The sequence below is a fragment of the Rickettsia rickettsii genome (genome assembly GCF_001951015.1).
In the GTDB taxonomy this organism is placed as follows: Bacteria; Pseudomonadota; Alphaproteobacteria; order Rickettsiales; family Rickettsiaceae; genus Rickettsia; species Rickettsia rickettsii.
In genome coordinates, this window is record NZ_CP018914.1 from 664,300 (window position 1) to 691,193 (window position 26,894).

Sequence of the window (26,894 nt, forward strand, 5' to 3'; positions counted from 1 at the left end):
TATAAAATCGGTACTAATATGCTGATTGTTATGGGAATAGCGAAAGTCAATTTTGTTTTGAAATATTTGGCAAAAAAAGATGAAAACCCAAAAATGCTTAATATTGGTATTATGATCATATTAATTTGTAAATATTGTAAATAATTTTTTGGTCATTGCGTGAACCGGTAAAACCCACTGTGTCACCCCGTGGCTTAACCACGGGGTCCAAAAAACAATAAAAAATACTAATAATTTTAGTATTTTTAACTGGATCCCGTGGTCAAGCCACGGGGTGACAGAGGTGAAATTGATTCACGCAACAAGGCCACGCGGAAATGATATAGAACGAAAATGTCCGGCACTATAGGTATCCAATACCCGCTTGCAACAACGCCTTTATCACCCGTGTTTAATTTTAGCTTGTGCTGCGGCGATTCTTGCTATAGGGATACGATATGGAGAACAAGAAACATAGTTTAAATTCATTCTATGAAAAAATTCTATAGAGGCAGGGTTCCCTGCATGTTCTCCGCAAGCTCCGAGTTTCAAATTAGCATTACTGCTTTTTCCGCGTTTTATAGCAATTTCAATTAATTCTCCTACTCCTTCTTCATCGAGAGTAGTAAATGGATCAGATTCAAAAATCTTTTCTTCTAAATAATATGGAAGAAAAGAGGCAATATCATCTCTAGAAATTCCATATGTAGTCTGAGTTAAATCATTAGTACCAAAACTAAAATAGTCAACTTCCTTAGCTATTTTCTTACTGCCGAGTGCTGCCCTGGGTAGTTCTATCATAGTACCGAGCGTAAAGGAAAACTTATAGCTATAACGTTGCTCTAATTCTTCTATTACCGCATAAATATCCATTTTAAGCTTTTGTATTTCACCTACATTGCTAATTAAAGGAATCATTAATTCTAAGTTGCATTCTATATGTTCTTTTTTATGTAGCTCAAAAATAGCTGTAAAAATTGCTTCAATTTGCATTTGGTAAATTTCTGGCGAACATATACCAAGTCTACATCCACGGTGACCGAGCATAGGATTTACTTCATGCATAGCATGAAGACGTTGATTAATCATGGATAAAGGTAGATTTAAGCTATTGGCTAAATTCTTTTTATCTTCTTCGGTGGTAGGTAAAAACTCATGTAACGGCGGATCAAGTAATCTAATATTTACCGGTTTATCTTTCATTACTCTGAATAAAGCTTTAAAATCCTCAGTTTGCAGAGGTAATAATTTCTGCACGGCAAGCTTTCTCCGTTCTATATCAGGAGCAATAATCATGTCTCTTACTAAAGGAATTTTATTTTTATCAAAAAACATATGTTCGCTACGACATAAACCTATACCTTGAGCTCCAAACTTTACAGATACTAAAGCATCGTTAACTGTTTCAGCATTTGCACGAACTTTTAAGCTACTAATCTCGTCTGCCCAATCTAAAATTAATTTTGATTCCTCACTGAAAGTAGGTTGAATTAACGGCATTTCACCTAAGAAGATTTTACCGCTACCTCCATCAATCGTTATAATATCACCTTGTTTAATAACTATGTCGCCTGCTGTTAATATTTGTTTTTTCTCATCTATAGATAAATTACTTGTACCGCAAACACAAGGCTTCCCCATACCTCTTGCCACAACTGCAGCATGTGAAGTCATTCCCCCTCTAATAGTTAAAATACCTGAAGAAACATGCATTCCGTTAATATCCTCAGGACTAGTATCATGGCGTACTAAAATTACTTTATGATGATGAGATAATTTTTCGGCATCATAAGGTGAGAATACTGCAATACCTGTTGCAGCCCCAGGAGAAGCAGGTAGCCCCTCAGCAATAGAAGTAAGCCCCTTACTGTAATCAATTCTTGTATGTAATAATTGATTTAATGATTCCGGATCGATTCGCATTAAGGCTTGTTCTTTAGAAATAAGCTTTTCTTCTACCATTTGTACGGCAATATTAATAGCAGCGATGGCTGTTCTTTTTGCAGTACGTGTTTGCAAAATATATAGCTTATTATTTTCTATAGTGAATTCTATATCCTGCATATCTAAGTAATGTTCTTCAAGCTTTTGTGCAATTTGTGATAACTCCTTAAACACTTCCGGCATCATTGCTTGCATAGAATTTGAATCATTTGCAATAATAGGCATAGGTGTTCTAGTTCCCGATACTATGTCTTCACCTTGAGCATTTATTAAAAACTCTCCAAAGAGCTTTTTTTCTCCTGTAGCAGGTGATCTAGTAAAAGCAACTCCCGTAGCTGAAGTTTTACCTAAATTACCGAAAACCATTGCTTGGATATTAATAGCAGTACCGCAATCCTCCGAAATATTATTGATTTTTCTATATATAACCGCTCTATTACTCATCCAAGAATGTAGCACCGCTTTAATTGCCGATTCTAACTGTTCATAAGGATCATTAATTAGTTGCTTAGTATACTTAATATGCAACCGTTTGAAATCATCAATAATTTTTTCTAATAATTCTACGGTAATATCGCTATCTTTATGAATATCGGCTTGCATCTTGTGCTTTTCGTAAATTTGTTCAAATAGATCACTAGGTATAGATAATACCGTTGAACCGTACATTTCTAAAAATCTTTTGTAACTATCAAGAGCAAATCGTTTATCACCGCAGGAATCCGCAAGAGCATTACACACTTCGTTATTCATTCCAAGATTAAGGATAGTATCCATCATTCCAGGCATTGAAACCGTAGAGCCCGAACGCACCGATAACAATAAAGGATTGCTTGTACTGCCGAAAATTTTACCGGTAATTATTTCAAGTTCAGTGATAGCTTTTTTTAAGTCGCTTTGAAAGTTTTTAGGAAAGTTATTATTGTGGGTATAAAAATAATTACATAGCTCTGTAGTTATTGTAAAACCATCAGGAATAGGTAGTTTTAGGTTGGACATTTCGGCAAGACCAGCACCTTTGTTACCAAGTATATTTTTCATTCTAGCGTTTCCATCACTACCATTACTGCCAAAATAATAAATTAATTTTTTCATATCATATATCAAAATTTGCTAACAATTTATGTGTTTAGGAGCATTAAATACATATTTATACAGTATGAAAAAAATAGTAGCAACGTTAAATTAAGAATATCTTTAATAAAATAGTTGAAATTTTAATTTGTTATTATACTTGTTAATTTAATTATATTCTGTGTACAAAAGTCAAATTTTCAAAAAAAATCTTATTAATTTTCGCTAAAAAATATCTCAAAATAGCAAATCAATTAGAAACCTTCACAGAATCTAATAAGTTAATTGAACTTATTCTAAATGTTATTGACTAATTTAAGAAAATTGACCATAATTCTAAGTGGTCGTGCAGTTGCGTGATAATATAGCAAAGCTATAGATCACGAGGAAAGTCCGGACTCTATAGAGGTATGGTGCCGGTTAACCTCCGGCAGAGTATTATTACTTTAGGGACAGTACCACAGAAAATACACCGCCAAGTATGAATACGAAGATCAACTTCAAAAAGAGCTAGGAGTTCACAAGACGAGGAACGGAGCGTATACTTAATACGTGAGTACCGTAGTACTTGTGAAATGACGCAGCCAATTTTTGCAGTTGATCGAGTATTTTTGGTAAGGGTGAAAAGGTACGGTAAGAGCGTACCGGTAAGTTGGTAACAAGTTACGCATGGTAAACCCCACCAAGAGCAAGATCAAATAGGCGTTACAGAACTTATCAAGTTCCCGGGTTATCTCTAGCCGGCTTGTAATGCGGGTAGATCGCTTGAGGTAAACGGTAACGTTTATCCTAGATAAATAACTGCAATGAATTAATATTCATACAGAATCCGGCTTATAGACCTTATTGTCATCCCGCGACTTGATCGCGGGAGCTTAGAAAATAGCTTAACAAATATTGATAGATCCTGCGATCAAGTCGCGGAATGACTAGGACTGTAACACAATTTAATGAAAAAGTTATATCATAATCCTATTTGTCCTCTTTCAAGACAAGCCCGTGTCTTCTTAAAAGCATTAGATATAGAATTTACTACGATTAAAGAAGATTATTGGCAATTCAATAAAGATTTCTTAAAAATAAATCCTGCCGGAACTTTACCTATTTTAGCAGAATCATACGGCTTATTTGTGGTAGGTATTTATCCTTTTGTTGAATATCTTAATAGCAAATATCCGAATTTTAATTTTTTAGATGAAGATATTGATATTTGTTGCGAAATTAGACGATTATTCTTTTGGTTTAACGATAAATTTTATCGTGAAGTTACTAAGATTATTATCGATGAAAAAGTTATAAGATCAATTGCTAAAATGAGTAGCCCACGAACCGAGTTTTTACGTGTTGCAAAAAATAATTTAAATTATCACTTAGAATATATAACTTCTTTACTAGAAAAAAGAAGTTATCTTGTATCGGATTCACTAACTATTGCTGATATTGCCGCAAGTTGTCACTTATCGGTACTCGATTATTTCGGTGAGATTTATTGGGATAAATGGACGCTTATCAAACATTGGTATTCACTAATTAAATCAAGACCGGCTTTTAGGTTATTACTACAAGATAGAATCCCTGGCTTTACCCCTCCAAACTATTATACAGATTTAGATTTTTGAATAGACTTCTTCGGAAACTCTACTTCTAGAGGTAATTTGTGCGTCAATTCGCTGCTCGCATCCTCTCACGTACTTCTAAGTACGCTGCGGTTCTGTTGTGCTGCGTGTTTCCTACAAATTCCTCTCTATAAGCACGTTTCCGAAGAAGTCTAATATATAATTTAATAATTTGATTCTTTCCGTATCATGAGCTTTTAGTATTTTATGAATATTATTAAGAGATTGATTTTTTATGAGTGCAGGATCATATTCAAGATGAACTCCACTTAAAATAGCTGTCCCGTCGCCGTAAGTACATTTTATTATTGCAGCCTGAGAATCCTCATAACTTGCTATTATTTTAGTATCTTTGGTATTTTCTGCATCAATAAAATATCCACCGCCATTATAAAAAGCATAACAATCCTTAATATTTAAATTAAGTGTTGGATTTATTTTTAGATAAGCGGCTCTTGCTCCTTTATGTGAGTTGTAATAATAAGGAGCAAGCAATGGTCCTCTAACCGTTCCATTGAAAATCTTTAATTCTCTTTTACTTATAACCTCTATATTTGTTCCTTTAGCAAATTCTACATAGTTACCGCTGTAGTAACTGCCTGCACATATCCCAAGAAAATTACCACCGTTTTTAATATAATTCTTTATATTAGCATTTCCTTTGCCTTGCAATTTTTGTACATAGTATAAATCTCTTCCACCGAGTAAAATAAGTAATAAGGTGTTTTGAACCCACTTTTCGTCTATAATTTCTTGTGCAGTAATATAATCTACGTTATACTTTGGAGCATAAAGTCTTAAGGTATGCACGCAATGCTTAATACTTTCTTTTGAAACTCCTAGATCATTATAAATTTTTATTTTCATTTTTATATTCTTGACAAGGACATTATATAATTCTATTTAGTGTAATTACTTAAAAATAAATCATGCGGTAATTTTATGCAACTTAATTCAATCTCACTACCGTTAACCACAAGGCAAGCAATAGAAATAGTTTTAGGAGTGACATTACTTACTATTTGTTCACAAATAGTAATACCTATAAAGCCTATATTTATTTCATTGCAAACCGTTGCAGTAATATTCATCGGACTTACATATAATAAGACTACCGCACCTTTAACAATATTATCTTTCATAACTCTTGGAGCAATGGGAATCCCTGTGTTTGGAGAATTTTCAAGCGGTTTACGAATATTATTCGGTCCTACCGGAGGATATCTAGCAGGTTTTGTAATTGCCGTATATGTTATGGCTAGCTTAAAAGATAAAATTTTTACTTCTAATCAATGGTTAAATCAGATATCTTTATGTTTGATCGGTAATATAATTATTATGAGTTTAGGCTGGATGTGGCTCTCTACATTCTTAGGAGCAAGCGGTGCCTTTTACGGCGGCGTATTACCTTTTATAATACCGGGAATAATTAAATCAGTATTATTAATTGGACTTATCAATGCAGTAAAACCAAAAACTCGATGAACTTCAGTATTGCCTAAAAACAGTTGATCTAAAGTTTCGATGTCATTCCCGCGCAAGCGAGAATCCGCTACTTTTAAGCTTTCTAAAAGCTTGATTTATCTCGCTTTACCCTGTTTCGAGCCATGCAAAAACACCACCTTTGCAGGAATGGCATCGATCTTTAAGTTGACAACAAATATGGTATAACTCTATCATTCATGAAAAAAATCAATAACAATGCTAATGCCTCATTTTCCCGTGCCGACCTGGAAAAATAACATTAAATATGATCTTGAAAATATAGCAAGACTTTTAAGAGCCTTAGGTAATGCTCATTTAAGACTTCCTCCCGTCATACATATAGCAGGTACAAACGGTAAAGGTTCAAGTAGTGCTATGCTTAAAAGCATCTTTACGCTTGCCGGTTATAAGGTACATTGCTATACATCTCCTCATTTATTAGAATTTAATGAACGAATCGTAGTAGCAGGTGAGAAAATCTCGGATAATGAATTATGGCAGGTTTGTGAGCAGGTGAGGGTAGCAAGCGAAAAAGTTAATATTGAACCTAGCTTCTTTGAAGGTACTACGGCAGCAGCGTTTCTAGCATTTGAGAAAACAAAAGCCGATATATTAATTTTAGAGACGGGACTAGGCGGTCGGTTAGACGCAACAAATATAGTAGAACAACCATTAATTACTTTAATTACACCTATTTCATATGATCATATGCATATGCTGGGTAATACATTACCCCTAATAGCAGTTGAGAAAGCTGGTATTATGAAGTCTTGCGTTCCTTGCGTTATAAGTATGCAAGTTTTGGAAGTTTATGAAACATTATTTGCCAAGGCTGAAGAGTTAGAAGTACCGAGTTTCTGTTATGAATATGATTTCGGTATTAAAAAGACGGACAACGGATTTATTTATTCATCACGAAATTTTACCTATGAGTTTCCGACTCCTTCGCTACTTGGTGATCATCAATTAATAAATGCTGCAAGCGTTATTGCCTTAATAAGCCTTATTAACAAACAATTTAATATTAATAATGAGGTTATTGCTAAAGGATTACAAAATACTATTTGGCCTGCTAGAATCGAAAAAATAGAACCGAAGAAATATTCTAAATTAATAGGTGATAATGTTCAAATTTGGATAGACGTAGCTCACAATAATGGCGGAGCTCAAGTTTTGGCAACTTGGATGCGTGATAATTTAAAATCATCGATATATTTAATACTCGGTATGACTAAAAATAGGAATATTGAGGAATTTTGCTCTTACTTTAAGGATTTGACAATTAAAGGTTACGGCGTTAAAGTGTTATCCGAACCGCTAAGCCATAGTGCAGAAACAATAAATTTGGAAGGCAGAAAGAGTGGTATTGATTTTAGCAAAAGCAACTCACTCGAAGAAGCGATTAGTGATATAAAGAAGATAAACGGCGATAATAAAGCAAATATTATAATAACCGGATCGCTTTATTTAGCTTCCGATTTTTATAAGTTACTATGATGTCATGCCTGCGTGGATACTAAATCGTCATTGCAAGCAACTGCAAGGAGCGTGGCAATCTCATAAAGTAGGACTCCTGAGATTGTGCTTCGTCAAAATTTTCAATTTTTCCTCGCAATGACGTATTGATTCTCGCTATAAATATATAAAAACCAACATAGGAGAAAATAACATGACCTATTGCAACAAATCTAATCAAACCTCATATCCTTTTATCTTACCTGATTTACCTTATGAGAAAGAAAGTTTTAAACCACATTTTACTCTCGAGACTTTTGATTATCATCATGGTAAGCATCATAATACTTATGTACAAAATCTAAACAATTTACTCAAAGATAAAGAAGAATTACAAAAAAAAGATTTAGAAGAAATAATAGAATGGTCATCACAAAACTCAAATGCGGCTATTTTTAATAACGCAGCCCAAATATGGAATCATACCTTTTTTTGGCATTCAATAAAGCCGCAGGGCGGAGGTAAGCCAAGCGGTAAAATATTAGAACAAATTAATAAAGATTTCGCTAGTTTTGAAGAGTTTTGTAAACATTTTAAGCAAGAGGCAGTAGGACAATTCGGTAGCGGCTGGGCATGGCTTGTATATCACGATAATAGGCTACAAATTATAAAAACCGCTAATGCCGGTACACCTATAGCACACGGTATGAAGCCACTTCTTGCATGTGATGTATGGGAACATGCTTATTATATTGATTATCGTAACAAACGACCTGATTATGTTGACATATTTATTAAGCATATGATCAACTGGCAGTTTGTAGAAGATAACTTAATAAAATAAAACTATGGCTGATATAAAGGTAAGAAAACATCCTATTATTAATAATCTGAAGCAAGAGTCACAAACTCCTGTAGTTAATGAGCAATCTGATATATTAGAGGAGTTAAAAGACCTAAAAAAATTCAACAATCTTCTAGCAATCAAACAAAAACATTGCAGGAGTTAGAGCAAGCACAGAAAGCTCCTATCGAATATATAGCTTTTAGTGGAGGAGGAGCTAAGGGAGCAATATATTTCGGAGCTTATGAGACAGCAAAAAAGCTGGTATTTTAGATAATGTCAAGGCGGTAGCAGGTTCTTCCGCTGGTGCTATAACTGCCACAGTGGTAGCTCTTGGGACACCCGCCTGAGCGATTTGAAGAAATTTCTAAAAATACAAATCTGCAAACTTTACTTGGAAAAAAAGGATTTTCTGTGGATATAGTACAGTTAAATAAAGACGGTAAACCTTTATATGCTCTATTAGAACTTGTTATTAAAGAAAATATAGGAAATTTTTTACAGAGATCAGATATAGTAAATGTTAAAGATGATAAAGCTCTTGATGAATTAAGAGAAAGATACAACCAAAAAGACGGTAAAATATATTTTAAGGATATAGCGTTACTGCGAAAATACAATCCAGTGCAGTATAAAGATTTAGTAATTATGGCAACTCAGCAAGAGACAAGTGAACTAACTATTTTCAATAGCTTTGATACGCCAAATGTTGAAATTACTTTAGCTTGCTGTGCTTCTGCTTCTATACCGCTTGTTTTTAAGTCGGTAGAAATTGACAGTAAAAAATATATAGACGGCAGATATAGAGATAATATACCGACAAAATATTTTAAAGGCAATGAACTGGAATTTGATACAAAAACAATAACTGATAATATGGAGGAGATTACCTTAGCTAAAAAACAAGGTAGAACTCTAGCTATGGCTTGTGGTACGTGTATGGAAGCTGATGCAAATATTGCTATATATAGTGCAAAAAAATTTGAAAGCCCAAGTGATATCGTAAAGTTTTTAGCTGATATATTATTTAAGACACTTGCAAAAGTAGGAGGAAAATTTAAATATACTGAAACTCTAAGAGCAACTAATGAACAGTTACGTGAAAATGCTTTAAACACTGCTGTTTTAGATACTACCGGAATAGATACTTTGGATTTCAAAGATGCACAAAAATATTCTAATTATTTGCATATTAAAGGATATTGTCACACTAGAGAACATTTGAATAATCATGACCTTGGCAAAGAAGCAGATAAAATATTTGACCATCAAAAATTTCTACTATAATGTTTATGAAGTTTATGATAATAAAAATCTACATAAAACATTTGGCACTAAATTGTTAGAAATGTTTATTCAGTCAACAGAAAATAATACTTCTAAATGGCAAGAAGGAGTTATTGAAAATCATGATAATAAAGCAAAGATGTTATTATCATTTTGTAAAACCGGAGCATTAAACGAAAAAGAATTAAATGAAAAGCTTAAAGAATATGTAATTATTGCTGCAACTAGTCGTAATAATACACTAAAAGCCGATACAAACTCATTGAACGCTTTATTGTATACCTTAAATGATACTGCTGCTTCAAGTAAAATAAAAGATAGTTTCATTGAGGTACTTGGAATAGATAAAACTAAAGATGTAAGATTTGATAAAACTAAAACCTTTGATGAAAATATTGCTAAGTTTAAATTTACTAAACAAGATTTAGAAAGCTTTATAACTAAGAGTAAAAGCGAAGCACCAAAAATTCAAAGCAAACATAGTGTAGCTACAAGTCATGTCAGTAGGAGGCGAGTTAGGTGTTTTGATGTCATTCCTGCGAAAGCGGGAATGACATCAAGCGGGTTTTTCAAGCCATGCAACACAGCTCGCCTTTCCTCGCAATGACGGCTACTCAAAAAAATGAATATCGGTACATTTAAACTAATTGTTTTTGACAAGCTAGACAGTACAAACTCTGAGGCTATGAAAATGGCTCAGAATGCTAAAGTTGATTCAAACTATGCAGTACTTGCCAAATCTCAAACTAATGGACGTGGTAGAAGCGGCAAAAACTGGCAGTCTAGGTCAGGTAACTTACATGTAAGTTTACTAATAAAGCCTGATAAAGAGCTAGAATTAGTGCCGCAATTATCTTTTGTTACGGCACTTAGCGTTTATGATAGTATAACCTCTTTATGTCACTCCTATAGTTCTCTATGTCATTCCCGCGAAAGCGGGAATGACATAAGGAACGAAAATAACATTATACAACTAAAATGGCCCAATGATGTATTAATTAACAGTCGGAAAATTGCCGGTATACTTCTTGAATCTGTTAAAGTAGAAAATAATTATTACCTTATTATCGGTATCGGCATTAATATTAGCTATCACCCTGATAATATCGACCAGCCTACTACTAGCTTAATAAGCGAAAATCTACCACCTATAGAACCGCAAGCTTTACTTGAGATATTAATAGAAAATTTTGAAGAATATTATCAAATTTGGCATAATAACGGTTTTCCTTTTATTAGAAAAAAATGGTTAGAACATGCTTATAAGTTATATGAAAATATTAGCGTTAAATATCAAAATGATATAGTAACCGGTCTTTTTAAAGATATCGATAATACCGGCAGAATAATATTGCAACTACCGTCCAAAAAAATAATCTCTTTTTCCAATGCCGAACTTTTTTTTAGCAAAAAATATTACTAAATTTAAATTGTAGATTTAATTTTTGTTAACTTCTACTTAAGCTCCAATTTAACAAGGTAATAAATATATGTCCCAAGAGAATAACAACCCAAGTTATCTGTCTCAAGCGTTTTTAACAAATGCATATGAGCCATTAAACGAATTTAAAAAACTTTCTTCTAATAACATTCGTACATTAATGGAAGATTTTATAAAATTGAAAAAGCTTTTAAATGTACACTATTTACGGGTAATAATAACGCATGTGAAGGTTTAGTAGAATTATATGACGCAGTAATAAAAAATGCCTAATTAGGAACTTCAAAATATAAATATAACACAATTTAGAGATATTATGGTCTTAGTCGGAAGAGAACTTAAGCATGAACAATGTATAAATACCTCCTTATTGTCAGTCAATATTAATGAAAAATTTCTCAAACCAAGTGTTGTTACACACGTAAAAACTATTGAAATATGTCAACAGCAAAATAGTGAAGATCCTTTCGCAATTAACGAGTCAGAAATATTTAATCAAAAATGCAAGGTTAAGCAGTACGGAATTTGAGCAATTTAATAGCTTTTTTAAAGCAAGATGTGGAAGTAATTTTGCTTTGAGATTTAGGAATTATGCAGATTATAGAGGAATTAACGAAGTTATTGCTAAAGGGGACGGTAATTTAAATAAATTTCAGCTAAGGAAGATATATGGCGATCCTATTGCTCCTTACGAACGAGTTATCACTAAACCGGTTAATAATAGTGTCATTCTATACATTAATAATGTAAGAACTATGGGCATTGTAGATTACAACGATGGTATAGTGACCTTACCAAGTCCCTTAGGTCAAGATGTAATTTTAACTGCTGATTTTACTTTTGACATAGCAGTTAGATTTAGTATAGATAGTTTTGAATATTCTTATTGTAATGACGGTTCTATAGCGTTATACAACATAGAGTTAGTGGAGGTGATTATATGAGTATTGCGATTGAAGAGGTAATTACAAAGCTTACGAATTTTGTTTATTGTTTTCAAATTAAGCGAGCTAGCGGTGAGGAATTAAACTTAACAAATAGCGATCATGCTATAAAAAGTGAAGAGAGAGTTTTTTTACCAAAGTCCAGTTTAGATTTAAAAGAAACAGAATTTAACGATTCCGCACAAAACCATATAATCATTGAAGGTATTTTTGAGGAAAACGGCTATTATACGGCGGTCAAATTATATTCAGCAAAATCGTTTTAACAGTAAAGTTCTAAGCAATTTCGGTGATTTGATTATATTAGAGGATATTATACCGGATTATTTTAAAGATGCCGAGGAAGTAAAAATTACTGCCGGATGTGATAAAAATTTTATAACCTGTTGCAATAAATTTAATAATGCTATAAATTTTAGGGGCGAACCGCTAATACCAAAAACAGATTTTATAAATTTAGTATAATCAATGAAACAAAGTTTTATAAAACTAGTATATGCAGAGCTACAGAATATAATAAATATGAAAAGCTCCAAACAACAGCAAAAAAAAGAAACGCAATTAATTGATTATTTTAAAATAGTTGAAAGTAATATATTATATACATTTCAAAAAATAAAACAGGGATATGAAAGAGACTAAACGTTTTTTTAACAAAAATAATAGATTAAATAAAGGTTATGCTAAGACTTTTAGTGTAAACGAACCTGATAATAATTTTTACCGTAAAAAATTTGAACATATATTACCGCCAATTGATTTAATCAGTGAGTATGAGAGTATTTATCCCGGTACTTTAAAGGAATTAATGCATATGGCACAACAAGAGCAAGCTCATAAGCATGCTATAGACCTAAAAAACTTGAAAATACAGGCAAGAGTAGCTAAATTAACACGAATCTGTTTATTAATATTTGGAATTTGCCTTGTAGTTTCAATTTTTTTTAAAACTTTCTAAATAAAATTAAAGATAAAATATTTTATTTACTTGTAATTTTAAATAAAATAAGTTAAATCCAATATATATTTATTTATAAACATAATACGGAGACATTTTATTTCTAAAAATAATTTTCCTAAGGCTAATAGAGAAATCAGAGCTAGAGAAGTGCGTTTAGTAGGCGAAAACGGCGAAATGCACGGCGTCGTAAATATTAGAGAAGCATTAGATATGGCGGAAAGAGCCGGTCTTGACTTAGTCGAGATATCACCGAATGCTGTACCCCCTGTCTGTAAAATTCTAGATTTTGGTAAGTTTAAGTACGAAAGCAAAAAACGTTTGCATGAAGCACGCAAAAAACAAAAAATCATCGTACTTAAAGAAATGAAATTTAAACCTAATATTAGTATAGGTGATTTTGAAACTAAGTTAAGAAAAATAAAAGAATTTTTAAAAGACGGAGATAAAGTAAAAATTTCTTTATGGTTTAAGGGACGAGAGATTCTTCATAAAGAGGTCGGTCAAGAACTATTTAAACGTATAGAAGTAGGGCTCGAAGGACTCGTTAAAATCGATCAGCATGCTAAAATGGAAGGTAAACAGATGATAATGATCGTTAGCCCTGATATTAAGGTGCAATAGCTACTCAAATCGTCATTGCGCGTGAACGTAGAGAGTGTGGCAATCTCAGGAATTTTACTGTTTCATGAGGTTGCCGCGTCGAGGCTTGGCCTCTCCTCGCAATGACGTGTAATAACAACAATAAAAAGTCAAATCTAAATAAGTTATGCCGATTAAAATTTTAATGCCTGCTTTATCTCCAACTATGACGGAAGGAAATCTAGCTAGGTGGTTAAAAAAAGAAGGGGACAAAGTTAATCCTGGAGAAGTAATTGCTGAAATTGAAACCGATAAAGCAACGATGGAAGTAGAAGCAGTAGACGAAGGTATACTTGCCAAAATAGTTATCCCACAAAATAGTCAAAATGTACCTGTTAACTCTTTAATTGCCGTGTTAAGTGAAGAGGGAGAAGAAAAAACAGACATTGATGCGTTTATTGCAAAAAATAATAGTGTATCACCGTCACCGAAAACAGATGCTAATCTTCTGAAACCCCACGAGAATATAACTAATGTAGAAGAACAGGTAACAGTTATAAAACATGATGCTAGTAAAATATTCGCCTCACCGCTTGCAAAAAGACTTGCAAAAATGAGAAATATTAGATTTGAGAGCGTGAAAGGTAGCGGTCCGCACGGTAGAATAGTCAAACAAGATATCTTATCATATACTCCTAGCACTGCTCATAATAAAATAGTTAGCAGAAATCCTGAAGAATATCGTTTAGTACCAAATAATAATATCCGCAAGATTATAGCCAAGCGTCTGCTTGAATCTAAACAAACAGTTCCACATTTTTATTTATCTATAGAATGTAATGTCGATAAATTGTTAGATATAAGAGAAGACATTAATAAATCTTTTTCTGAAGATAAATCAACAAGGATATCGGTTAATGATTTTATTATTTTAGCAGTAGCCAAAGCTTTACAAGAAGTGCCAAATGCCAATGCTAGCTGGGGAGAAGATGCAATTAGATATTACAATAATGTCGATATTTCAGTAGCGGTAGCGATTGAGAACGGGCTTGTTACACCGATAGTTAAAAATGCCAATCAAAAAAACATTCTAGAACTATCTCGTGAAATGAAAGCATTAATAAAGAAAGCAAAAGATAATAAATTAACCCCTGAAGAATTTCAGGGTGGAGGGTTTACCATTTCTAACCTCGGTATGTACGGTATTAAGAATTTCAATGCTATAATTAACCCACCGCAAAGTTGTATAATGGGCGTCGGAGCTATTGCAAAACGTGCTATAGTCAAGAATGATCAAATAACTATAGCAACAATTATGGACGTAACTCTTTCTGCCGATCACCGAGTAGTAGACGGAGCAGTCGGTGCTGAGTTCTTGGCAGCATTTAAAAAGTTTATAGAGAGTCCCGTTTTGATGTTGATATAAGTCGTCATTACGAGCAGCCATAGGCTGCGTGACAATCTCATCAAATATCCTGAGATTGCTTTGTTGCAACTTTCAGTTGCTTCTCGCAATAACGTTGAAATCGCACCCATAAACAAATCACAATAAAATAACATGCGTTTTTCAGATAATTTAGCAAAAATTTTAGACAAATACGAAAATTTAGGCAACAAACTATCTTCCGGCATTATGGGAGACGAGTTTGTTAAGGCATCTAAAGAATATGCAGAACTTGAAGATGTTGTAGCAAAAATTAAAGAATATAATAAGGCTAAATCTGAGCTTGAAGAAGCAAATAATTTTAAGCTAGAAGTGGGACTTGATAATGCCACTTTAGAAATGATTGAAGACGAAATATACACTCTTGAAAATTCGTTACCAAAACTTGAAAGAGCCGTAAAAATTGCTTTATTACCAAAAGATGATGCGGATAGTAAAAGTGCTATTATTGAAGTTAGAGCAGGAAGCGGCGGAGAAGAAGCGGCACTTTTTGCTGCCGTACTTTTTAATATGTATCAAAGATATGCTGAGTTAAAAGGATGGCGTTTTGAGATATTAGCAATTTCCGATACGGGAATAGGCGGTTATAAAGAAGCATCAGCGTCAATAAAAGGCAAAGATGTATTTTCTAAGCTCAAATTTGAGTCAGGTGTTCATAGAGTACAGAGAGTACCGGAAACGGAATCACAAGGACGTATTCATACTTCGGCAGCAACGGTTGCAGTACTTCCTGAGGCTGAAGAGGTTGATATTAAAATTGAAGATAAAGACTTAAGAATCGATACTTATAGAGCTTCAGGGGCTGGTGGACAGCACGTTAATACTACCGATTCTGCCGTACGTATAACTCATATCCCTACCGGTATTACCGTAGCCTTGCAAGATGAGAAGTCACAGCATAAAAATAAAGCAAAGGCGTTAAAAATTCTACGTGCTAGAATTTATGAAGAAGAACGACGTAAAAAGGAACAAGCAAGAGCCGATAGCAGAAGAGGGCAGGTAGGTTCAGGAGATCGTTCGGAGCGGATACGTACTTATAATTTCCCACAGGGAAGAGTATCCGACCATAGAATACACTTAACACTTTATAAGATAGACGAAGTAGTTAAAAACGGACAATTAGATGAGTTTGTTGAAGCTTTAATTGCAGATGATGAAGCTAAAAAACTTTTGGAGATATAAGTGTATATCGTCATTGTGAGTAGGCATTGTTGCGTGGATCAATTTCACCTCTGTTCACCCCGTGGCTTGACCACAGGATCCAGTTAAAAATACTAACATTATTAGTATTTTTTATTATTTTTAATGACGATATACAGCAAAAATACAGCCTAATAAACAAATGAAACCACAAGTATCTATAAACGGTAAAATCTGGCAGCAGAAACTGATTAACGAAGATATAGTCACCGAGTTATGTCGTAGTTTCAAAATTAGTGATTTACTTGCTAGGATAGTATCATTAAGAGTAAATAATCTAGAGGAAGTAGAAAATTTCTTGAGACCGAAAATCAAAAATTTATTACCTGATCCTTTCCATCTACTTGATATGGAAAAGGCTGTAGATAGAACTGTTACAGCTATTTTAAATAACCAAAAAATATGTATCTTTGCCGATTATGATGTAGACGGTGCTACTTCAGCCGCTTTACTTAAAAATATTTTTAGAGATTTAAATATACTATGTGATATTTATGTTCCTGATCGTATAGCTGAAGGATACGGTCCAACTCCTTTTGCTATGCAAAAAATTAAAGATCACGGCACAGAATTATTAATTACGGTTGATTGCGGTGCTATGGCACATGAAGCCCTAAAATACGCAAAAGACGTTAACCTTGATGTTATAGTAATCGATCATCATATAACTACGGAAATATTACCGGATGCAGTAGCTATAGTAAATCCAAATCGTATTGATGAAAAAAGCGAATATAAACATTTGGCAGCCGTAGGAGTTGCTTTCTTATTTGCAACTGCAATATTATCGAATTTAAAGAAGCAAAATTATTTCACGCAAACAATGCTTCAGCCTAATCTAATGCAGTATCTAGATTTAGTGGCTCTTGGTACTGTTTGCGATATGATGAAATTAACAGGCTTAAATCGTGCATTTGTTGCAAGCGGATTGAAAGTAATGCAACAAAGGCAAAATATAGGGATTAAAACATTATATGATATGGCAGGGCTTCATGAAATACCAAAATGTTATCATTTAGGGTTTATTCTAGGTCCGCGTATCAATGCAGGCGGTAGAGTAGGCAAGTCAAGTTTAGGGGCTCATCTCCTATCTACTAGTTGTTCTAATGAAGCAAATAAATTAGCTAAAGAACTTGAAAAACACAATAATGAGCGTAAAGTAATTGAGTTATTAATGATAGAAGAAGCGATGGAAATTGCTTTGACACAACAAGATAGTAGTGTATTATTTATCGTAAAAGAAGGATGGCATCCAGGCGTTATAGGAATCGTTGCCGGCAAATTAAAAGAAAAATTTGATAAGCCGGTGGCAGTTATAGCTTTAAATGACGGGATTGGTAAAGCTTCATGCCGTTCTATTTTAGGTATTGATTTTGGTGCTGAAATTATCAATGCTAAAAGCAAAGATTTGCTAATAGCAGGCGGAGGTCATGCTATGGCGGCAGGTTTTACCGTAACGGCTGAAAAATTACAAGAATTGCAGAATTTTTTTAATAATGCTTTTAGAATTAGTATAACTAAACTAGAAAATTATAAGCATGCGGAATATGATATTGATTTAACGGTTAATAGTGTGAATTTCCCTTTAATGGAGGAATTAAACACTTTAGAGCCTTTCGGTCAAGGAAATCATGAGCCTATATTTAAATTTGATGATTTATTTGTATTAAAAGCGGATATCGTTGGAAGTAAGCATATTAAATGTATGCTTGTTCCAAATAAGCGAGGCTTTGGTAATAAAGCCTTATCTGCTATTGCTTTTAATTCGGTAGGCACTGCATTTGAAGATGTTTTATTAAGCCCTAAAACAAAAAATATTGCTGCAATAGGAACGTTAAAAACTAATAATTGGCAAGATAATTATACTATTCAATTAATTATAAAAGATATACTTCTAAAAGAGTAGATAGACTAAGTATATATAATAACAACGTAAAAAATAATAATTTATGAGAAATTTAAAGAAAACAAAAAATACTACAATTTCTAAAGACTTAGCAGAAGTACAAGAGCATTATCAAGATTATCCTTATCCTTTCAGAGACCCAAATCAAGAACAAGAATATTTACTTGCAACATGCGGTGAGTTCTTAGGAGAATTAAACCATTTTCTATATCAAGGAAAAGAAAATTTTAATAATAATTTTAGATGCTTAATAGCAGGCGGCGGCACCGGTGATTCGACTATTTATCTTGCCGAGCAGTTAAAAGATAAAAATGCCGAAATAATATATCTAGATTTCAGCAAGCCTAGCATGGAAGTAGCACAAAAACGTGCAGAAGTACGAGGTCTTAGAAATATTAAATGGATTAATGATTCAATATTAAATATACCTAATCTAAAACTTGGAAAATTCGATTATATAAATTGTACCGGCGTGCTTCATCATTTAGCAAATCCTGATGAAGGTTTAAAAAATCTAAAAGATTCTTTAAAGCCGACCGGCGGTATGGGTTTAATGGTATATGCTAAATACGGACGTACCGGTGTTTATCAAATTCAGGATGTAATGAAAATGATAAATAAAGATACTAAAAGCCGTATCGAAGAAGTAATGAACGGGAAGCTAATTCTAGATAATTTGCCTGCTACTAACTGGTATAAAAGAGGTTGGGAGTTATTTTCAGATTACCAAAATTTCGGTGACATCGGAGTTTATGATATGTTCCTGCACAAACAGGATAGAGCCTATTCCGTTCCTGAGTTATATGAATTCGTAGAAAAAGCAAGCTTAAATTTTGTTGATTATCTTGATCCTTTAGAGAAAATTTTATTAAGACCGGAAAATTATATAAAAGATTTTTCACTTCTACAAAAAATTAAAAAGATGGATAAAGTAACTAGAGAAGCAATTTCTGAAATACTTACCGGTAATATTATTAAACATTCATTTTACGTATCAAATCAAAAAGATAGTGTAGCCTCTCTTGATGACCTTGATAATATACCGTACTTCCATAATATTGCCAATTTTGCTAAACAAATTTATGAGCATTTGGAATCTAATCCTTCAGCAGTAAATAATGCTATTAATTTTACTATTAATAATGGGATATTAAATAATGTTAACATCTCAATGTCGATATTTAGAAGCACTAAATATATTTTTAAATATATGGTAGAAGAGAAAAGTTTAAGAGAAATATTTGATGCGGTACGCAACGAATTAAACCAAGCAATAAGCAATGAGGCCTTATTAAATGAAGTTAAAAATGTATTCATGCCATTACTTAATACAAATGTGTTATTGTTAAGATCAAAGGATTGCTAGAGTTACGTGGATTGATTCATCCGTCATTGCGAAAAGAGGTTACCAGGGTCGTCATGAGCTACGCAGCCGTAAGCTGTGCAGCAATCTCATGCAATAATAATAAACTCCCAAGATTGCTTCGTAATTTTCTTGCAATGACCATTTACCGATTACCTGCTCGCAATGACGATTTGGGTTGACAATGTGCTATTAACGTTGTTAGTATGCTTTTACATACATAGCCAGCTCTTATAAGCTAACAAGATAAATAATTCTTTAAACCGCAAGAATAAATAAAACTTTCTAAAAATCTAATTTGATTCCTAACTTAAATAAGTATATTACTTACCTTTAAACTTGATTGCTAACTCAACTTTTCAATTATAATCTATTAATAATAAAATAATGAACACAACTAATAAAGAATCCACAGCAGAACTTAACAATACCGAATCCAATAACAATTATAATAATTTTGCAGAGAACGGTAATATTATTAATTTAAAACAATTAAAACGTAAATTACCGGAGGAACTACAAGCTCAAGCAGAAGAATTAAAAATTGAAAATATTAATTCATTACTTAAACAAGAATTAGTTTTTGCAATTTTGAAAAAATCCGTAGAGCAGGGAGTTTTAATCGTGGGAGAGGGGGTACTTGAAGTACTACCTGACGGATTTGGTTTTTTACGTTCGCCGGAAGTAAACTACTTAGCAGGCCCTGATGATATTTATATTTCTCCTAGTCAGATTCGTCGCTTTGGTCTGCGTACCGGTGATACTGTAGAAGGTCAGATCAGAGCTCCAAAAGCCGGGGAACGTTATTTTGCTTTACTGAAAGTCAATAGAGTAAATTTTGAAGACCCTTCTAAAGCTTATCATCGTGTTCATTTTGATAATTTAACCCCCTTATACCCTGATGAAAAATTAGGATTAGAACTTGAAAATAATAGTAAAGATAGTAAGGATTTTAGTACACGGGTTATTGAACTTGTTGCCCCTATGGGTAAAGGACAACGTGCATTAATAGTAGCACCGCCTCGTACAGGTAAAACCGTACTATTACAAAATATAGCACATGCAATTACAACCAATAATCCGGAAGTATTTTTAATAGTACTGTTAATAGACGAAAGACCTGAAGAAGTAACCGATATGCAACGTTCCGTACGTGGGGAGGTTGTTAGCTCTACTTTCGATGAACCGGCAAGTAGGCACGTGCAGCTTGCAGAAATGGTTATCAAAAAAGCAAAGCGTTTAGTAGAACATAAAAAAGATGTGGTAATTTTAGTAGATGCGATAACACGTTTAGCTCGTGCTTATAATACTGTAGTGCCGTCATCAGGTAAAGTATTAACGGGCGGTGTTGATGCTAATGCTCTTCAGAGACCTAAAAGATTTTTCGGAGCAGCAAGAAATATTGAAAACGGCGGTTCGCTTACTATAATCGGTACGGCTTTAATTGAAACCGGTTCTCGTATGGATGAGGTAATTTTTGAGGAGTTTAAAGGTACAGGTAATTCCGAGATAGTTCTAGATCGTAAGATTGCCGATAAGCGTATTTATCCGGCTATTGATATAACTAGATCAGGAACTAGAAAAGAAGATTTATTAGTAGATAAAATAATATTAAATAAAATGTGGGTCCTTCGTCGTATTATCGATCCAATGGGTAGCAGTGAAGCAATAGAATTTTTACTCAAAAAACTTGAAAATACTAAAACTAACGGTGAGTTTTTTGAGATGATGAAGAGTCCTGAACGTCCTAAGAACGGTCTATAGTCAATTGATACCTATATTGTGCTGCGTTGTGCGTCGGCCTCACCTTAATTATATTATAGGCTTCGCTCCTCACGCCTGTCACAGTATAGGTCTGCATTTAGTATTCTAAAAAAGTATATAAGATCATGAGTATAACACCTGATTATTTAATTGAAAGAAGACAAATAAAATCTCGTTTGTTAATTTGGAAGCTAGCAGCTATTATTTTAATTGCGATCGTATTCTTACTAGTCGGTAAAGACTTTGCTCCAAAAGAGGTGTTACCTATTAATAGTAATGAAGACTATATAGCTTCCGTATTAATAGACGAAATAATTCTTGAAGACGAAAAGCGTGACAAAAAACTCAAAAAAATAATCGATGATTCTCATATTAAAGCGTTAATAGTTAACGTAAATTCTCCCGGCGGTACGGTAGTCGGCGCTGAAAAAATTTATAATATTCTGCGTAAAATATCCGCAAAAAAGCCGGTAGTGATAGTTATGGGAACAATGGCTGCAAGCGGCGGTTATTTAATCTCTCTTGGAGGTGATTATATTATCAGCCATAACGGAACTATTACAGGTTCAATCGGTGTAATACTACAAACAGCCGAGGTAACGGAGCTTGCTCAAAAATTGGGGATTAAGTTTAATAATTTCAAATCGGGTGAATTAAAAGCTGTCCCAAATCCTACCGAAAAACTGACGGAAGCAGTGCGGGTAGCCATTATGGACAATATAGAAGATACTTATAATTTCTTCCTTGAACTTGTTTCAGAGAGGCGTAATCTTCCTATAGAAGAAGTAAAAAAGCTCGCAGATGGACGAGTATATTCAGGTCGTCAGGCTTTAAAGTTAAAGCTTGTGGATGCTATAGGCTCGGAAGATACTGCATTAAAATGGTTACAGGAAGTTCAGAAAATTAATGTTAATCTACTAGTTAAAGATTATCAATTAAAACCAAAACCAACATTAATGGACATAATACTTGAAGATTTTGATAGTATAGCACCTAGTTTTTTTAAAAATAGTTTTAACGGAATCAAAGCGATTTTTTAATAATGATTACTAAGAATTATTTAATAGATAAAATACATGATAAGCTGAATTATCTTTCTAAAGAAGATGTTAAAGATTCAGTAGATTTAATTTTAGATTATTTAAACGAATCTCTTAAACAACAAAAGCGTATCGAAATCAGAAATTTCGGTAATTTCTCTATCCGCAAACGCAAATTTCCTGAAAGCGAAAAATTCTATAATACGGTTTATTACAGAATGCCTAAAAATTTATTTAAGGAATAAATTTCCATGGCTCTTCATACTGAAGATTTAGAACTCTTCAAAAAAATATTATCGATAGATGGGAAGCTGATTATTCAAGCACTTAATATAGACTCTTTTATATATCACGATATTATAGGTAATAGGCAATATGATTCTTTTTTTGAAGCATTATATAATTACTTAAATGATAGTACACCAACAATCATGCCTTTAGTATCTGAATAAGAAAGAATATTATCCTATTGTTGAAGAATTATGTAATGAATCTTTAAAGGACAAAACATCATCAATAATGATATATTTAGAAAAAGAATCTGAGAATCACCCTCTACCTAGATGGGAATATGAAGAAACTTTAGAATATTATTTAAAAACTAGAAAAATTATGATAAGCTTAAACCTGAACCCGAAATAGAAAGCAGCAAAGATGAACCTAATTTAAATTAGGCAGAATTAGATTTAAAATATTATGAAGAATCTTTAGACTATTACTGAAAGGTTATAGGGTAGGGTAATAAAGTTTTCCTCTCACTTGACATTATAATAATAGGCAGCTATCTTAAGTGTAAAATTAAAACAGGGTATTTATGATAAGGTATTTAATAATTTTATTTGCTTCTATAGCTTTAATTGGCTGTACCGGTCCAAAAACTACGAAACCCAAAGAAGTAGTAGAGCTTGACGGTGATCCAAGCTATGCAATTATGCAAACAATCGATAGTACTAACAGAAATATCGCTAGCACTGCTTCATCTCTTCCGAGTACTCCGGCTAGATAGAAATGCTTGCTATTATTTCTTCTGCTAAAACTCTAAATTTCGAGAAGTTAGCTCCCAAGACGGAGCTGACGATTCCAGTGTTCCTTACGTTAACTAATAAACTACTTGCTACACTCCAAAGCTATTCTGAGAATCAATTATCGAAAATAATGAATATAAGTGCAAAACTTGCACATATAAATAAAGAAAGATTTAAGGATTTTGATAATCAAGAGAGTAAAGCGGCTATTTTTGCTTATGCAGGAGATGTTTTTAATAATATACATATAGAAAAATTAACTAATCATGCATTAAATTTCTTGCAATCACATTTGCTTATTATATCAGGACTTTACGGAGTCTTAAAACCGCTAGATACTATTAAGCCGTATAGATTAGAAATGGCAACAAAATTAAATGAAATAAATTTAACAAACTTTTGGCAAGATGAAGTCACTAATTATATTAATAAAATTCTTGCTAAACAGGAAAATAAATATTTACTCAACCTAGCATCACAAGAATATTCATCTGTAATAAACCCAAATAAACTTAAATATCAATTAGTTAACGTTCATTTTAAAGAAAATAGGAATGGTAAATTATCAACAATCGGTATAAATGCTAAAAAAGCTCGAGGGGCGATGGTCAAGGTTATTGCTAACAACCTAATTGACTCACCTGAGCTACTTAAGAATTTCTCATATTTAGGTTATGCATTTAGTACTAAACACTCATCTGATAACGAATTGGTGTTTATTAAGAGTTAAAATAGTGGAGGTGAAATACCAATAGAAATACGTCAAGTTATTAACTTTAATTAAAAAACTTTATAATACATGATGCCTATTTATTAATAAGTATTTATTATGATAAAAAATTCTAAATCTTCAGCAGTCTCAAAATTTAATCCTATAGCATTGTCATACAATAAAATAATAGAGTTTAAATCACAAAAGGCTTTAATTGTAGCGGGGGAATGAATAGAACCATTAAAAAATGTAAAAAGTTCTATAGATGCTAGTGCAGAAATAGCAACAACTCTTTTAAACTCTTGAGATAGCATGGTGAGCTGGAGCATAGCCGTATACTTGACCTTCTCCTTTAATCCACAGCGTAACAAAAAACGGAAAATATAAATATCCTGATTGACTGATAATTTTTTGTTCAGATAAGTAGATATATTCTGAGCTATAGGCAAGTGTTGTCATTAACCCTTTTCCTTTTCCACCTTTACCTCTCTGATTCTCACTTTGTGGGCTAACTATGTGCAATATCTTTACTGTTTCATCAGGATTCTTAGCTAGTCTTTCCTTGAAATCGGCAAAGTCTGGCCATTTAGCTGATGCAGCTTTAATTGGCATGCTAAATAGTCGGTACATGGTATTAACAAAACCAAATTTATCTTCTTCAAAGTAACATTCCTATAAATTAATATTACGAAACAATAGAGTTTGGGGCAATAATAGGTCTTCTTCAACATAGAATATCGCTGTACCAAAGGCAGCTAGATTTAGAAAAAACTGATGAATCTGATTGTAGAAATTAGAAGCTGGATTGTTGAATATATCCATTATGGCTTTTTCTATCATTTGGGCTAACATGTTCATCAGCTGATGTTAATTTACTTTGGTATTGATTTTCATCCTCAACTACTATGCTCAGGTTAAACCAGTTCATTGATGGATTAACTAGCAAGCTTTGTAAACCTGAGGCTAATTGTTCCCTTGAAGGATATGAGGTTGATTTTATATTGCAAAATAATTATGCATTTGAAGTTAAAATTGCTTCTTCTATACAAAAAAATCATTTAGAAGGTCTATTAGAATTTAGTAAAGATAGTGATTTTAAATTACATATATGGACATTTAGTATAGAGCTAAGTATTATTAAATTAATCGATTAAAGGCTAAAAATGCATTCTTCTTTTGAATGGGATGAAGAAAAAAATAAAATTAATATTGGTAGCATAACGTAAGCTTTTATGAAGCTCAAAAAGCTTTTCTAGATATCAAAAGGATAATCCTTCAAGATGTAGACCATAGTGTTACAGAAAAAAGATATTTTTGTTTAGGTAAAGTTGATGGTAATATTTAACAGTCCTTTTTATGTTCCGAGGTAATCATATAAGAATTTTTGGAGCAGGATACTGGCGTAAAGGCAAGAGAATTTATGAGCAAGAGATAAAATACACTGATGGGGAAATAGGGGAAGTAAAAATAGTAAAAGATTTCTTACCACATCCTAGAGAACTTTTATTAAAAGGTGATTCAGTAAAAGTAACCATGTCTTTAAGTAAAGAGAGCGTAGAATTTTTTAAATCCGAAGCAGCAACTGCACATGTGCCTTATCAAAAAATGATTAGGATTTTACTAGAAAATATACTAAGCACTATAAAGCAAATAAAAGGGTATAATACTACTATAAACTGAGCTGGCGGATAGGGTGGGATTCGAACCCACGGTACGGTTGCCCGTACGCCAGTTTTCAAGACTAGTGCCTTAAACCACTCGGCCACCTATCCAAGAAGATTCATACCAAATAATCTTATATATTTCAAGGGAAATCTTGCAATATATGAATCTAAATTACAAATCCGAATTGTTCTTTCACTTCATTAACCGTTTCAGAAGCTCTAATTCTTGCTTTTTCTGCTCCTTTGTGCAGTATTTTTAATAAATATCCTTTATCATTCATTAATTCTAAATATTTATCACGTATCGGTTGTAGATTTGTAATAATAATTTCTGCCAAATCTTCTTTAAATTTTGCGAAACCTTGGTTTTGATAATTACCGATTATTTTTTCCAAGCTTTCTTCGGATAAACTGCTATAAATATCTAATAAATTACTAATTTCCGGTCTTGTTTCTTGATCATAGCTAACAAAACTTAAATGATCGGTTTTGGCTTTTTTTATTTTTTGATGAATAAGATCGTTATCGTCTTTTAAATTGATACGGGCAAAATCCGAAATATCAGATTTACTCATTTTCTTTGATCCATCCCGTAAGCTCATAATTCTTGTGCCTGTTTCACTAATTAAAACCTCAGGAACTTTTAGAATTTCTTTGTTAAATTTTCTATTTATTACCCCTGCAATATCTCTTGTTAGCTCTAAATGCTGCTTCTGATCCTCACCTACAGGCACTATATCGGCTTTATATATTAAGATATCCGCTGCCATAAGTACCGGATAGGAAAATAACCCAAGACAAGCCTTTTCTTGATCGCTACCTGCTTTATCTTTAAATTGCGTCATGCGCTTTAACCATCCAAGCGGTGTAACGCAATTTAGTAGCCAAGCAAGTTCAGTATGCTCTTTCACCATACTTTGGGCAAAAATCGTTACTTTGTCGGGGTTAAGCCCTGCTGCTAAATAAACAGCAAGCACCTCCATAATTGAATTGTTAAGTTCTGATGGCTTAATATCAACCGTGATAGCATGCAAATCTGCTAAGAAGAAAAAACAATTATATTCTTCCTGCATTTTAACCCAGTTTTTAATTGCACCAAGATAGTTACCGAGATGTAAAGAACCGGTTGCTTGCACACCGGAAAGAACAGTTTTTTTCATTTAATAC

Annotated in this window: 27 protein-coding genes, 1 tRNA gene, 1 other RNA gene and 3 pseudogenes; 25 read left to right on the forward strand and 7 right to left on the reverse strand. The window is 33.0% G+C overall.

Annotated elements, in window-relative coordinates; all coding sequences use genetic code 11:
- Positions 1-18: 18 nt before the first annotated feature.
- Positions 19-144 carry a hypothetical protein gene (locus tag BTU51_RS09970; RefSeq protein ID WP_012150863.1) on the forward strand — a complete coding sequence of 42 codons (126 nt, stop codon included), beginning with the start codon at positions 19-21 and terminating at the stop codon, positions 142-144.
- A 237-nt stretch (positions 145-381) separates the two neighbouring features.
- On the opposite strand, the gene ppdK is transcribed toward BTU51_RS09970, so the two are convergent.
- Complete coding sequence (gene ppdK, locus BTU51_RS03910) at positions 382-3,018, reverse strand: pyruvate, phosphate dikinase (RefSeq protein WP_012150864.1); 2,637 nt, start codon at positions 3,016-3,018, stop codon at positions 382-384.
- A 315-nt stretch (positions 3,019-3,333) separates the two neighbouring features.
- On the opposite strand from ppdK, the gene rnpB reads away from it, so the two are divergent.
- Positions 3,334-3,850, forward strand: an RNA gene (gene rnpB / locus BTU51_RS03915) — RNase P RNA component class A.
- Between the two features lie 97 nt (positions 3,851-3,947).
- Positions 3,948-4,616, forward strand: a complete 669-nt coding sequence (locus BTU51_RS03920; RefSeq protein ID WP_012150865.1) for a glutathione S-transferase family protein — start codon at positions 3,948-3,950, stop codon at positions 4,614-4,616.
- Here BTU51_RS03920 and BTU51_RS09975 read toward each other — a convergent pair.
- Positions 4,604-4,785: pseudogene (locus BTU51_RS09975) on the reverse strand (palindromic element RPE1 domain-containing protein); the annotation flags it as partial. The gene BTU51_RS03920 and the pseudogene BTU51_RS09975 sit on opposite strands and share 13 nt — an antisense overlap.
- A complete protein-coding gene (locus BTU51_RS03930; protein ID WP_012150866.1) occupies positions 4,728-5,480 on the reverse strand; it encodes a BPL-N domain-containing protein in 753 nt (250 codons plus the stop codon). The gene BTU51_RS03930 and the pseudogene BTU51_RS09975, both read right to left, overlap by 58 nt.
- Before the next feature lie 75 nt (positions 5,481-5,555).
- Here BTU51_RS03930 and BTU51_RS03935 point away from each other — a divergent pair, with 75 nt between their 5' ends.
- From BTU51_RS03935 to BTU51_RS04060, 20 genes and pseudogenes are all read left to right on the forward strand, one after another.
- A complete protein-coding gene (locus tag BTU51_RS03935; RefSeq protein ID WP_012262407.1) occupies positions 5,556-6,098 on the forward strand; it encodes a biotin transporter BioY in 543 nt (180 codons plus the stop codon).
- 216 nt (positions 6,099-6,314) lie between these two features.
- Positions 6,315-7,595, forward strand: a complete 1,281-nt coding sequence (locus BTU51_RS03940) for a folylpolyglutamate synthase/dihydrofolate synthase family protein (protein ID WP_014362478.1) — start codon at positions 6,315-6,317, stop codon at positions 7,593-7,595.
- Between the two features lie 172 nt (positions 7,596-7,767).
- Positions 7,768-8,397: a superoxide dismutase gene (locus tag BTU51_RS03950; protein ID WP_012150870.1), complete on the forward strand. Its 630-nt coding sequence runs from the start codon at positions 7,768-7,770 to the stop codon at positions 8,395-8,397.
- Positions 8,398-8,401: 4 nt separating this feature from the next.
- A pseudogene (locus BTU51_RS09980) lies at positions 8,402-10,192 on the forward strand (patatin-like phospholipase family protein); the annotation flags it as partial.
- A 114-nt stretch (positions 10,193-10,306) separates the two neighbouring features.
- On the forward strand, positions 10,307-11,107 hold the full coding sequence (locus BTU51_RS03970) for a biotin--[acetyl-CoA-carboxylase] ligase (RefSeq protein ID WP_012262409.1): 801 nt from the start codon (positions 10,307-10,309) through the stop codon (positions 11,105-11,107).
- A gap of 473 nt (positions 11,108-11,580) precedes the next feature.
- Positions 11,581-12,069 carry a phage distal tail protein, Rcc01695 family gene (locus BTU51_RS03985; RefSeq protein ID WP_014362352.1) on the forward strand — a complete coding sequence of 163 codons (489 nt, stop codon included), beginning with the start codon at positions 11,581-11,583 and terminating at the stop codon, positions 12,067-12,069.
- Positions 12,066-12,335 carry a baseplate hub domain-containing protein gene (locus tag BTU51_RS03990; protein WP_012262411.1) on the forward strand — a complete coding sequence of 90 codons (270 nt, stop codon included), beginning with the start codon at positions 12,066-12,068 and terminating at the stop codon, positions 12,333-12,335. Before BTU51_RS03985 ends, BTU51_RS03990 begins: the two co-directional genes overlap by 4 nt.
- Before the next feature lie 28 nt (positions 12,336-12,363).
- Positions 12,364-12,534 (forward strand): phage BR0599 family protein, encoded by a 171-nt coding sequence (locus BTU51_RS03995; RefSeq protein ID WP_012150876.1) that lies wholly within the window; start codon positions 12,364-12,366, stop codon positions 12,532-12,534.
- A gap of 163 nt (positions 12,535-12,697) precedes the next feature.
- On the forward strand, positions 12,698-13,027 hold the full coding sequence (locus BTU51_RS04000) for a DUF2335 domain-containing protein (protein WP_012150877.1): 330 nt from the start codon (positions 12,698-12,700) through the stop codon (positions 13,025-13,027).
- 150 nt (positions 13,028-13,177) lie between these two features.
- A complete protein-coding gene (infC, locus tag BTU51_RS04010) occupies positions 13,178-13,651 on the forward strand; it encodes a translation initiation factor IF-3 (protein ID WP_012150878.1) in 474 nt (157 codons plus the stop codon).
- Between the two features lie 145 nt (positions 13,652-13,796).
- Positions 13,797-15,035, forward strand: a complete 1,239-nt coding sequence (locus BTU51_RS04015; RefSeq protein WP_012262412.1) for a pyruvate dehydrogenase complex dihydrolipoamide acetyltransferase — start codon at positions 13,797-13,799, stop codon at positions 15,033-15,035.
- Between the two features lie 132 nt (positions 15,036-15,167).
- Positions 15,168-16,235 (forward strand): peptide chain release factor 1, encoded by a 1,068-nt coding sequence (prfA, locus tag BTU51_RS04020; RefSeq protein WP_012150880.1) that lies wholly within the window; start codon positions 15,168-15,170, stop codon positions 16,233-16,235.
- 160 nt (positions 16,236-16,395) lie between these two features.
- A complete protein-coding gene (gene recJ, locus BTU51_RS04025; RefSeq protein ID WP_012150881.1) occupies positions 16,396-18,159 on the forward strand; it encodes a single-stranded-DNA-specific exonuclease RecJ in 1,764 nt (587 codons plus the stop codon).
- A 43-nt stretch (positions 18,160-18,202) separates the two neighbouring features.
- The gene (locus BTU51_RS04030) at positions 18,203-19,525 is read left to right on the forward strand and encodes a class I SAM-dependent methyltransferase (protein WP_012150882.1); all 1,323 of its coding nucleotides are present in this window, start codon (positions 18,203-18,205) and stop codon (positions 19,523-19,525) included.
- Between the two features lie 384 nt (positions 19,526-19,909).
- Positions 19,910-21,286, forward strand: a complete 1,377-nt coding sequence (rho, locus tag BTU51_RS04035) for a transcription termination factor Rho (RefSeq protein WP_004998383.1) — start codon at positions 19,910-19,912, stop codon at positions 21,284-21,286.
- A 125-nt stretch (positions 21,287-21,411) separates the two neighbouring features.
- The gene (gene sppA / locus BTU51_RS04040) at positions 21,412-22,326 is read left to right on the forward strand and encodes a signal peptide peptidase SppA (RefSeq protein ID WP_012150883.1); all 915 of its coding nucleotides are present in this window, start codon (positions 21,412-21,414) and stop codon (positions 22,324-22,326) included.
- A gap of 2 nt (positions 22,327-22,328) precedes the next feature.
- Positions 22,329-22,571: an HU family DNA-binding protein gene (locus BTU51_RS04045; protein ID WP_012150884.1), complete on the forward strand. Its 243-nt coding sequence runs from the start codon at positions 22,329-22,331 to the stop codon at positions 22,569-22,571.
- 6 nt (positions 22,572-22,577) lie between these two features.
- Positions 22,578-22,778: a hypothetical protein gene (locus tag BTU51_RS04050; RefSeq protein WP_012150885.1), complete on the forward strand. Its 201-nt coding sequence runs from the start codon at positions 22,578-22,580 to the stop codon at positions 22,776-22,778.
- A gap of 362 nt (positions 22,779-23,140) precedes the next feature.
- The gene (locus BTU51_RS04055) at positions 23,141-23,332 is read left to right on the forward strand and encodes a hypothetical protein (protein WP_012150887.1); all 192 of its coding nucleotides are present in this window, start codon (positions 23,141-23,143) and stop codon (positions 23,330-23,332) included.
- 2 nt (positions 23,333-23,334) lie between these two features.
- Positions 23,335-24,081: a YaaA family protein gene (locus BTU51_RS04060; protein ID WP_012150888.1), complete on the forward strand. Its 747-nt coding sequence runs from the start codon at positions 23,335-23,337 to the stop codon at positions 24,079-24,081.
- Positions 24,082-24,164: 83 nt separating this feature from the next.
- On the opposite strand, the gene BTU51_RS04065 is transcribed toward BTU51_RS04060, so the two are convergent.
- Positions 24,165-24,377, reverse strand: coding sequence for a hypothetical protein (locus tag BTU51_RS04065; RefSeq protein ID WP_012150889.1), 213 nt, complete (start codon positions 24,375-24,377; stop codon positions 24,165-24,167).
- A pseudogene (locus BTU51_RS09255) lies at positions 24,358-24,921 on the reverse strand (portal protein). The gene BTU51_RS04065 and the pseudogene BTU51_RS09255 overlap by 20 nt, the downstream one beginning before the upstream one ends.
- 47 nt (positions 24,922-24,968) lie before the next feature.
- Between BTU51_RS09255 and BTU51_RS04080 the strand changes: the two are divergent.
- Both BTU51_RS04080 and BTU51_RS04090 read left to right on the forward strand, forming a co-directional pair.
- Complete coding sequence (locus BTU51_RS04080; protein WP_012150893.1) at positions 24,969-25,217, forward strand: hypothetical protein; 249 nt, start codon at positions 24,969-24,971, stop codon at positions 25,215-25,217.
- 202 nt (positions 25,218-25,419) lie between these two features.
- Complete coding sequence (locus BTU51_RS04090; RefSeq protein ID WP_012262414.1) at positions 25,420-25,743, forward strand: hypothetical protein; 324 nt, start codon at positions 25,420-25,422, stop codon at positions 25,741-25,743.
- A 2-nt stretch (positions 25,744-25,745) separates the two neighbouring features.
- Here BTU51_RS04090 and BTU51_RS04095 read toward each other — a convergent pair.
- Together BTU51_RS04095 and trpS are read right to left on the reverse strand one after the other, a co-directional pair.
- Positions 25,746-25,835 (reverse strand) — tRNA-Ser (locus tag BTU51_RS04095).
- 59 nt (positions 25,836-25,894) lie between these two features.
- Positions 25,895-26,887 carry a tryptophan--tRNA ligase gene (trpS, locus tag BTU51_RS04100; RefSeq protein ID WP_012150895.1) on the reverse strand — a complete coding sequence of 331 codons (993 nt, stop codon included), beginning with the start codon at positions 26,885-26,887 and terminating at the stop codon, positions 25,895-25,897.
- Between the last annotated feature and the right edge of the window lie 7 nt (positions 26,888-26,894).

Bases quoted from the DNA above. Each gene is read 5' to 3' on its own strand.
- BTU51_RS04060 (WP_012150888.1), top strand. From the start codon at position 23,335: ATGCTTGCTATTATTTCTTCTGCTAAAACTCTAAATTTCGAGAAGTTA.
- BTU51_RS04030 (WP_012150882.1), top strand. From the start codon at position 18,203: ATGAGAAATTTAAAGAAAACAAAAAATACTACAATTTCTAAAGACTTA.
- BTU51_RS04090 (WP_012262414.1), top strand. From the start codon at position 25,420: ATGTTCCGAGGTAATCATATAAGAATTTTTGGAGCAGGATACTGGCGT.
- BTU51_RS03990 (WP_012262411.1), top strand. From the start codon at position 12,066: ATGAGTATTGCGATTGAAGAGGTAATTACAAAGCTTACGAATTTTGTT.
- BTU51_RS04050 (WP_012150885.1), top strand. From the start codon at position 22,578: ATGGCTCTTCATACTGAAGATTTAGAACTCTTCAAAAAAATATTATCG.
- BTU51_RS04015 (WP_012262412.1), top strand. From the start codon at position 13,797: ATGCCGATTAAAATTTTAATGCCTGCTTTATCTCCAACTATGACGGAA.
- sppA (WP_012150883.1), top strand. From the start codon at position 21,412: ATGAGTATAACACCTGATTATTTAATTGAAAGAAGACAAATAAAATCT.
- ppdK (WP_012150864.1), bottom strand. From the start codon at position 3,018: ATGAAAAAATTAATTTATTATTTTGGCAGTAATGGTAGTGATGGAAAC.
- BTU51_RS03950 (WP_012150870.1), top strand. From the start codon at position 7,768: ATGACCTATTGCAACAAATCTAATCAAACCTCATATCCTTTTATCTTA.
- BTU51_RS03940 (WP_014362478.1), top strand. From the start codon at position 6,315: ATGCTAATGCCTCATTTTCCCGTGCCGACCTGGAAAAATAACATTAAA.
- prfA (WP_012150880.1), top strand. From the start codon at position 15,168: ATGCGTTTTTCAGATAATTTAGCAAAAATTTTAGACAAATACGAAAAT.
- BTU51_RS03930 (WP_012150866.1), bottom strand. From the start codon at position 5,480: ATGAAAATAAAAATTTATAATGATCTAGGAGTTTCAAAAGAAAGTATT.
- BTU51_RS04055 (WP_012150887.1), top strand. From the start codon at position 23,141: ATGATAAGGTATTTAATAATTTTATTTGCTTCTATAGCTTTAATTGGC.
- recJ (WP_012150881.1), top strand. From the start codon at position 16,396: ATGAAACCACAAGTATCTATAAACGGTAAAATCTGGCAGCAGAAACTG.
- BTU51_RS03920 (WP_012150865.1), top strand. From the start codon at position 3,948: ATGAAAAAGTTATATCATAATCCTATTTGTCCTCTTTCAAGACAAGCC.
- BTU51_RS04000 (WP_012150877.1), top strand. From the start codon at position 12,698: ATGAAAGAGACTAAACGTTTTTTTAACAAAAATAATAGATTAAATAAA.
- rho (WP_004998383.1), top strand. From the start codon at position 19,910: ATGAACACAACTAATAAAGAATCCACAGCAGAACTTAACAATACCGAA.
- BTU51_RS09970 (WP_012150863.1), top strand. From the start codon at position 19: ATGCTGATTGTTATGGGAATAGCGAAAGTCAATTTTGTTTTGAAATAT.
- BTU51_RS04080 (WP_012150893.1), top strand. From the start codon at position 24,969: ATGCTCAGGTTAAACCAGTTCATTGATGGATTAACTAGCAAGCTTTGT.
- trpS (WP_012150895.1), bottom strand. From the start codon at position 26,887: ATGAAAAAAACTGTTCTTTCCGGTGTGCAAGCAACCGGTTCTTTACAT.
- BTU51_RS03970 (WP_012262409.1), top strand. From the start codon at position 10,307: ATGAATATCGGTACATTTAAACTAATTGTTTTTGACAAGCTAGACAGT.
- BTU51_RS04045 (WP_012150884.1), top strand. From the start codon at position 22,329: ATGATTACTAAGAATTATTTAATAGATAAAATACATGATAAGCTGAAT.
- BTU51_RS03935 (WP_012262407.1), top strand. From the start codon at position 5,556: ATGCAACTTAATTCAATCTCACTACCGTTAACCACAAGGCAAGCAATA.
- BTU51_RS04065 (WP_012150889.1), bottom strand. From the start codon at position 24,377: ATGCTATCTCAAGAGTTTAAAAGAGTTGTTGCTATTTCTGCACTAGCA.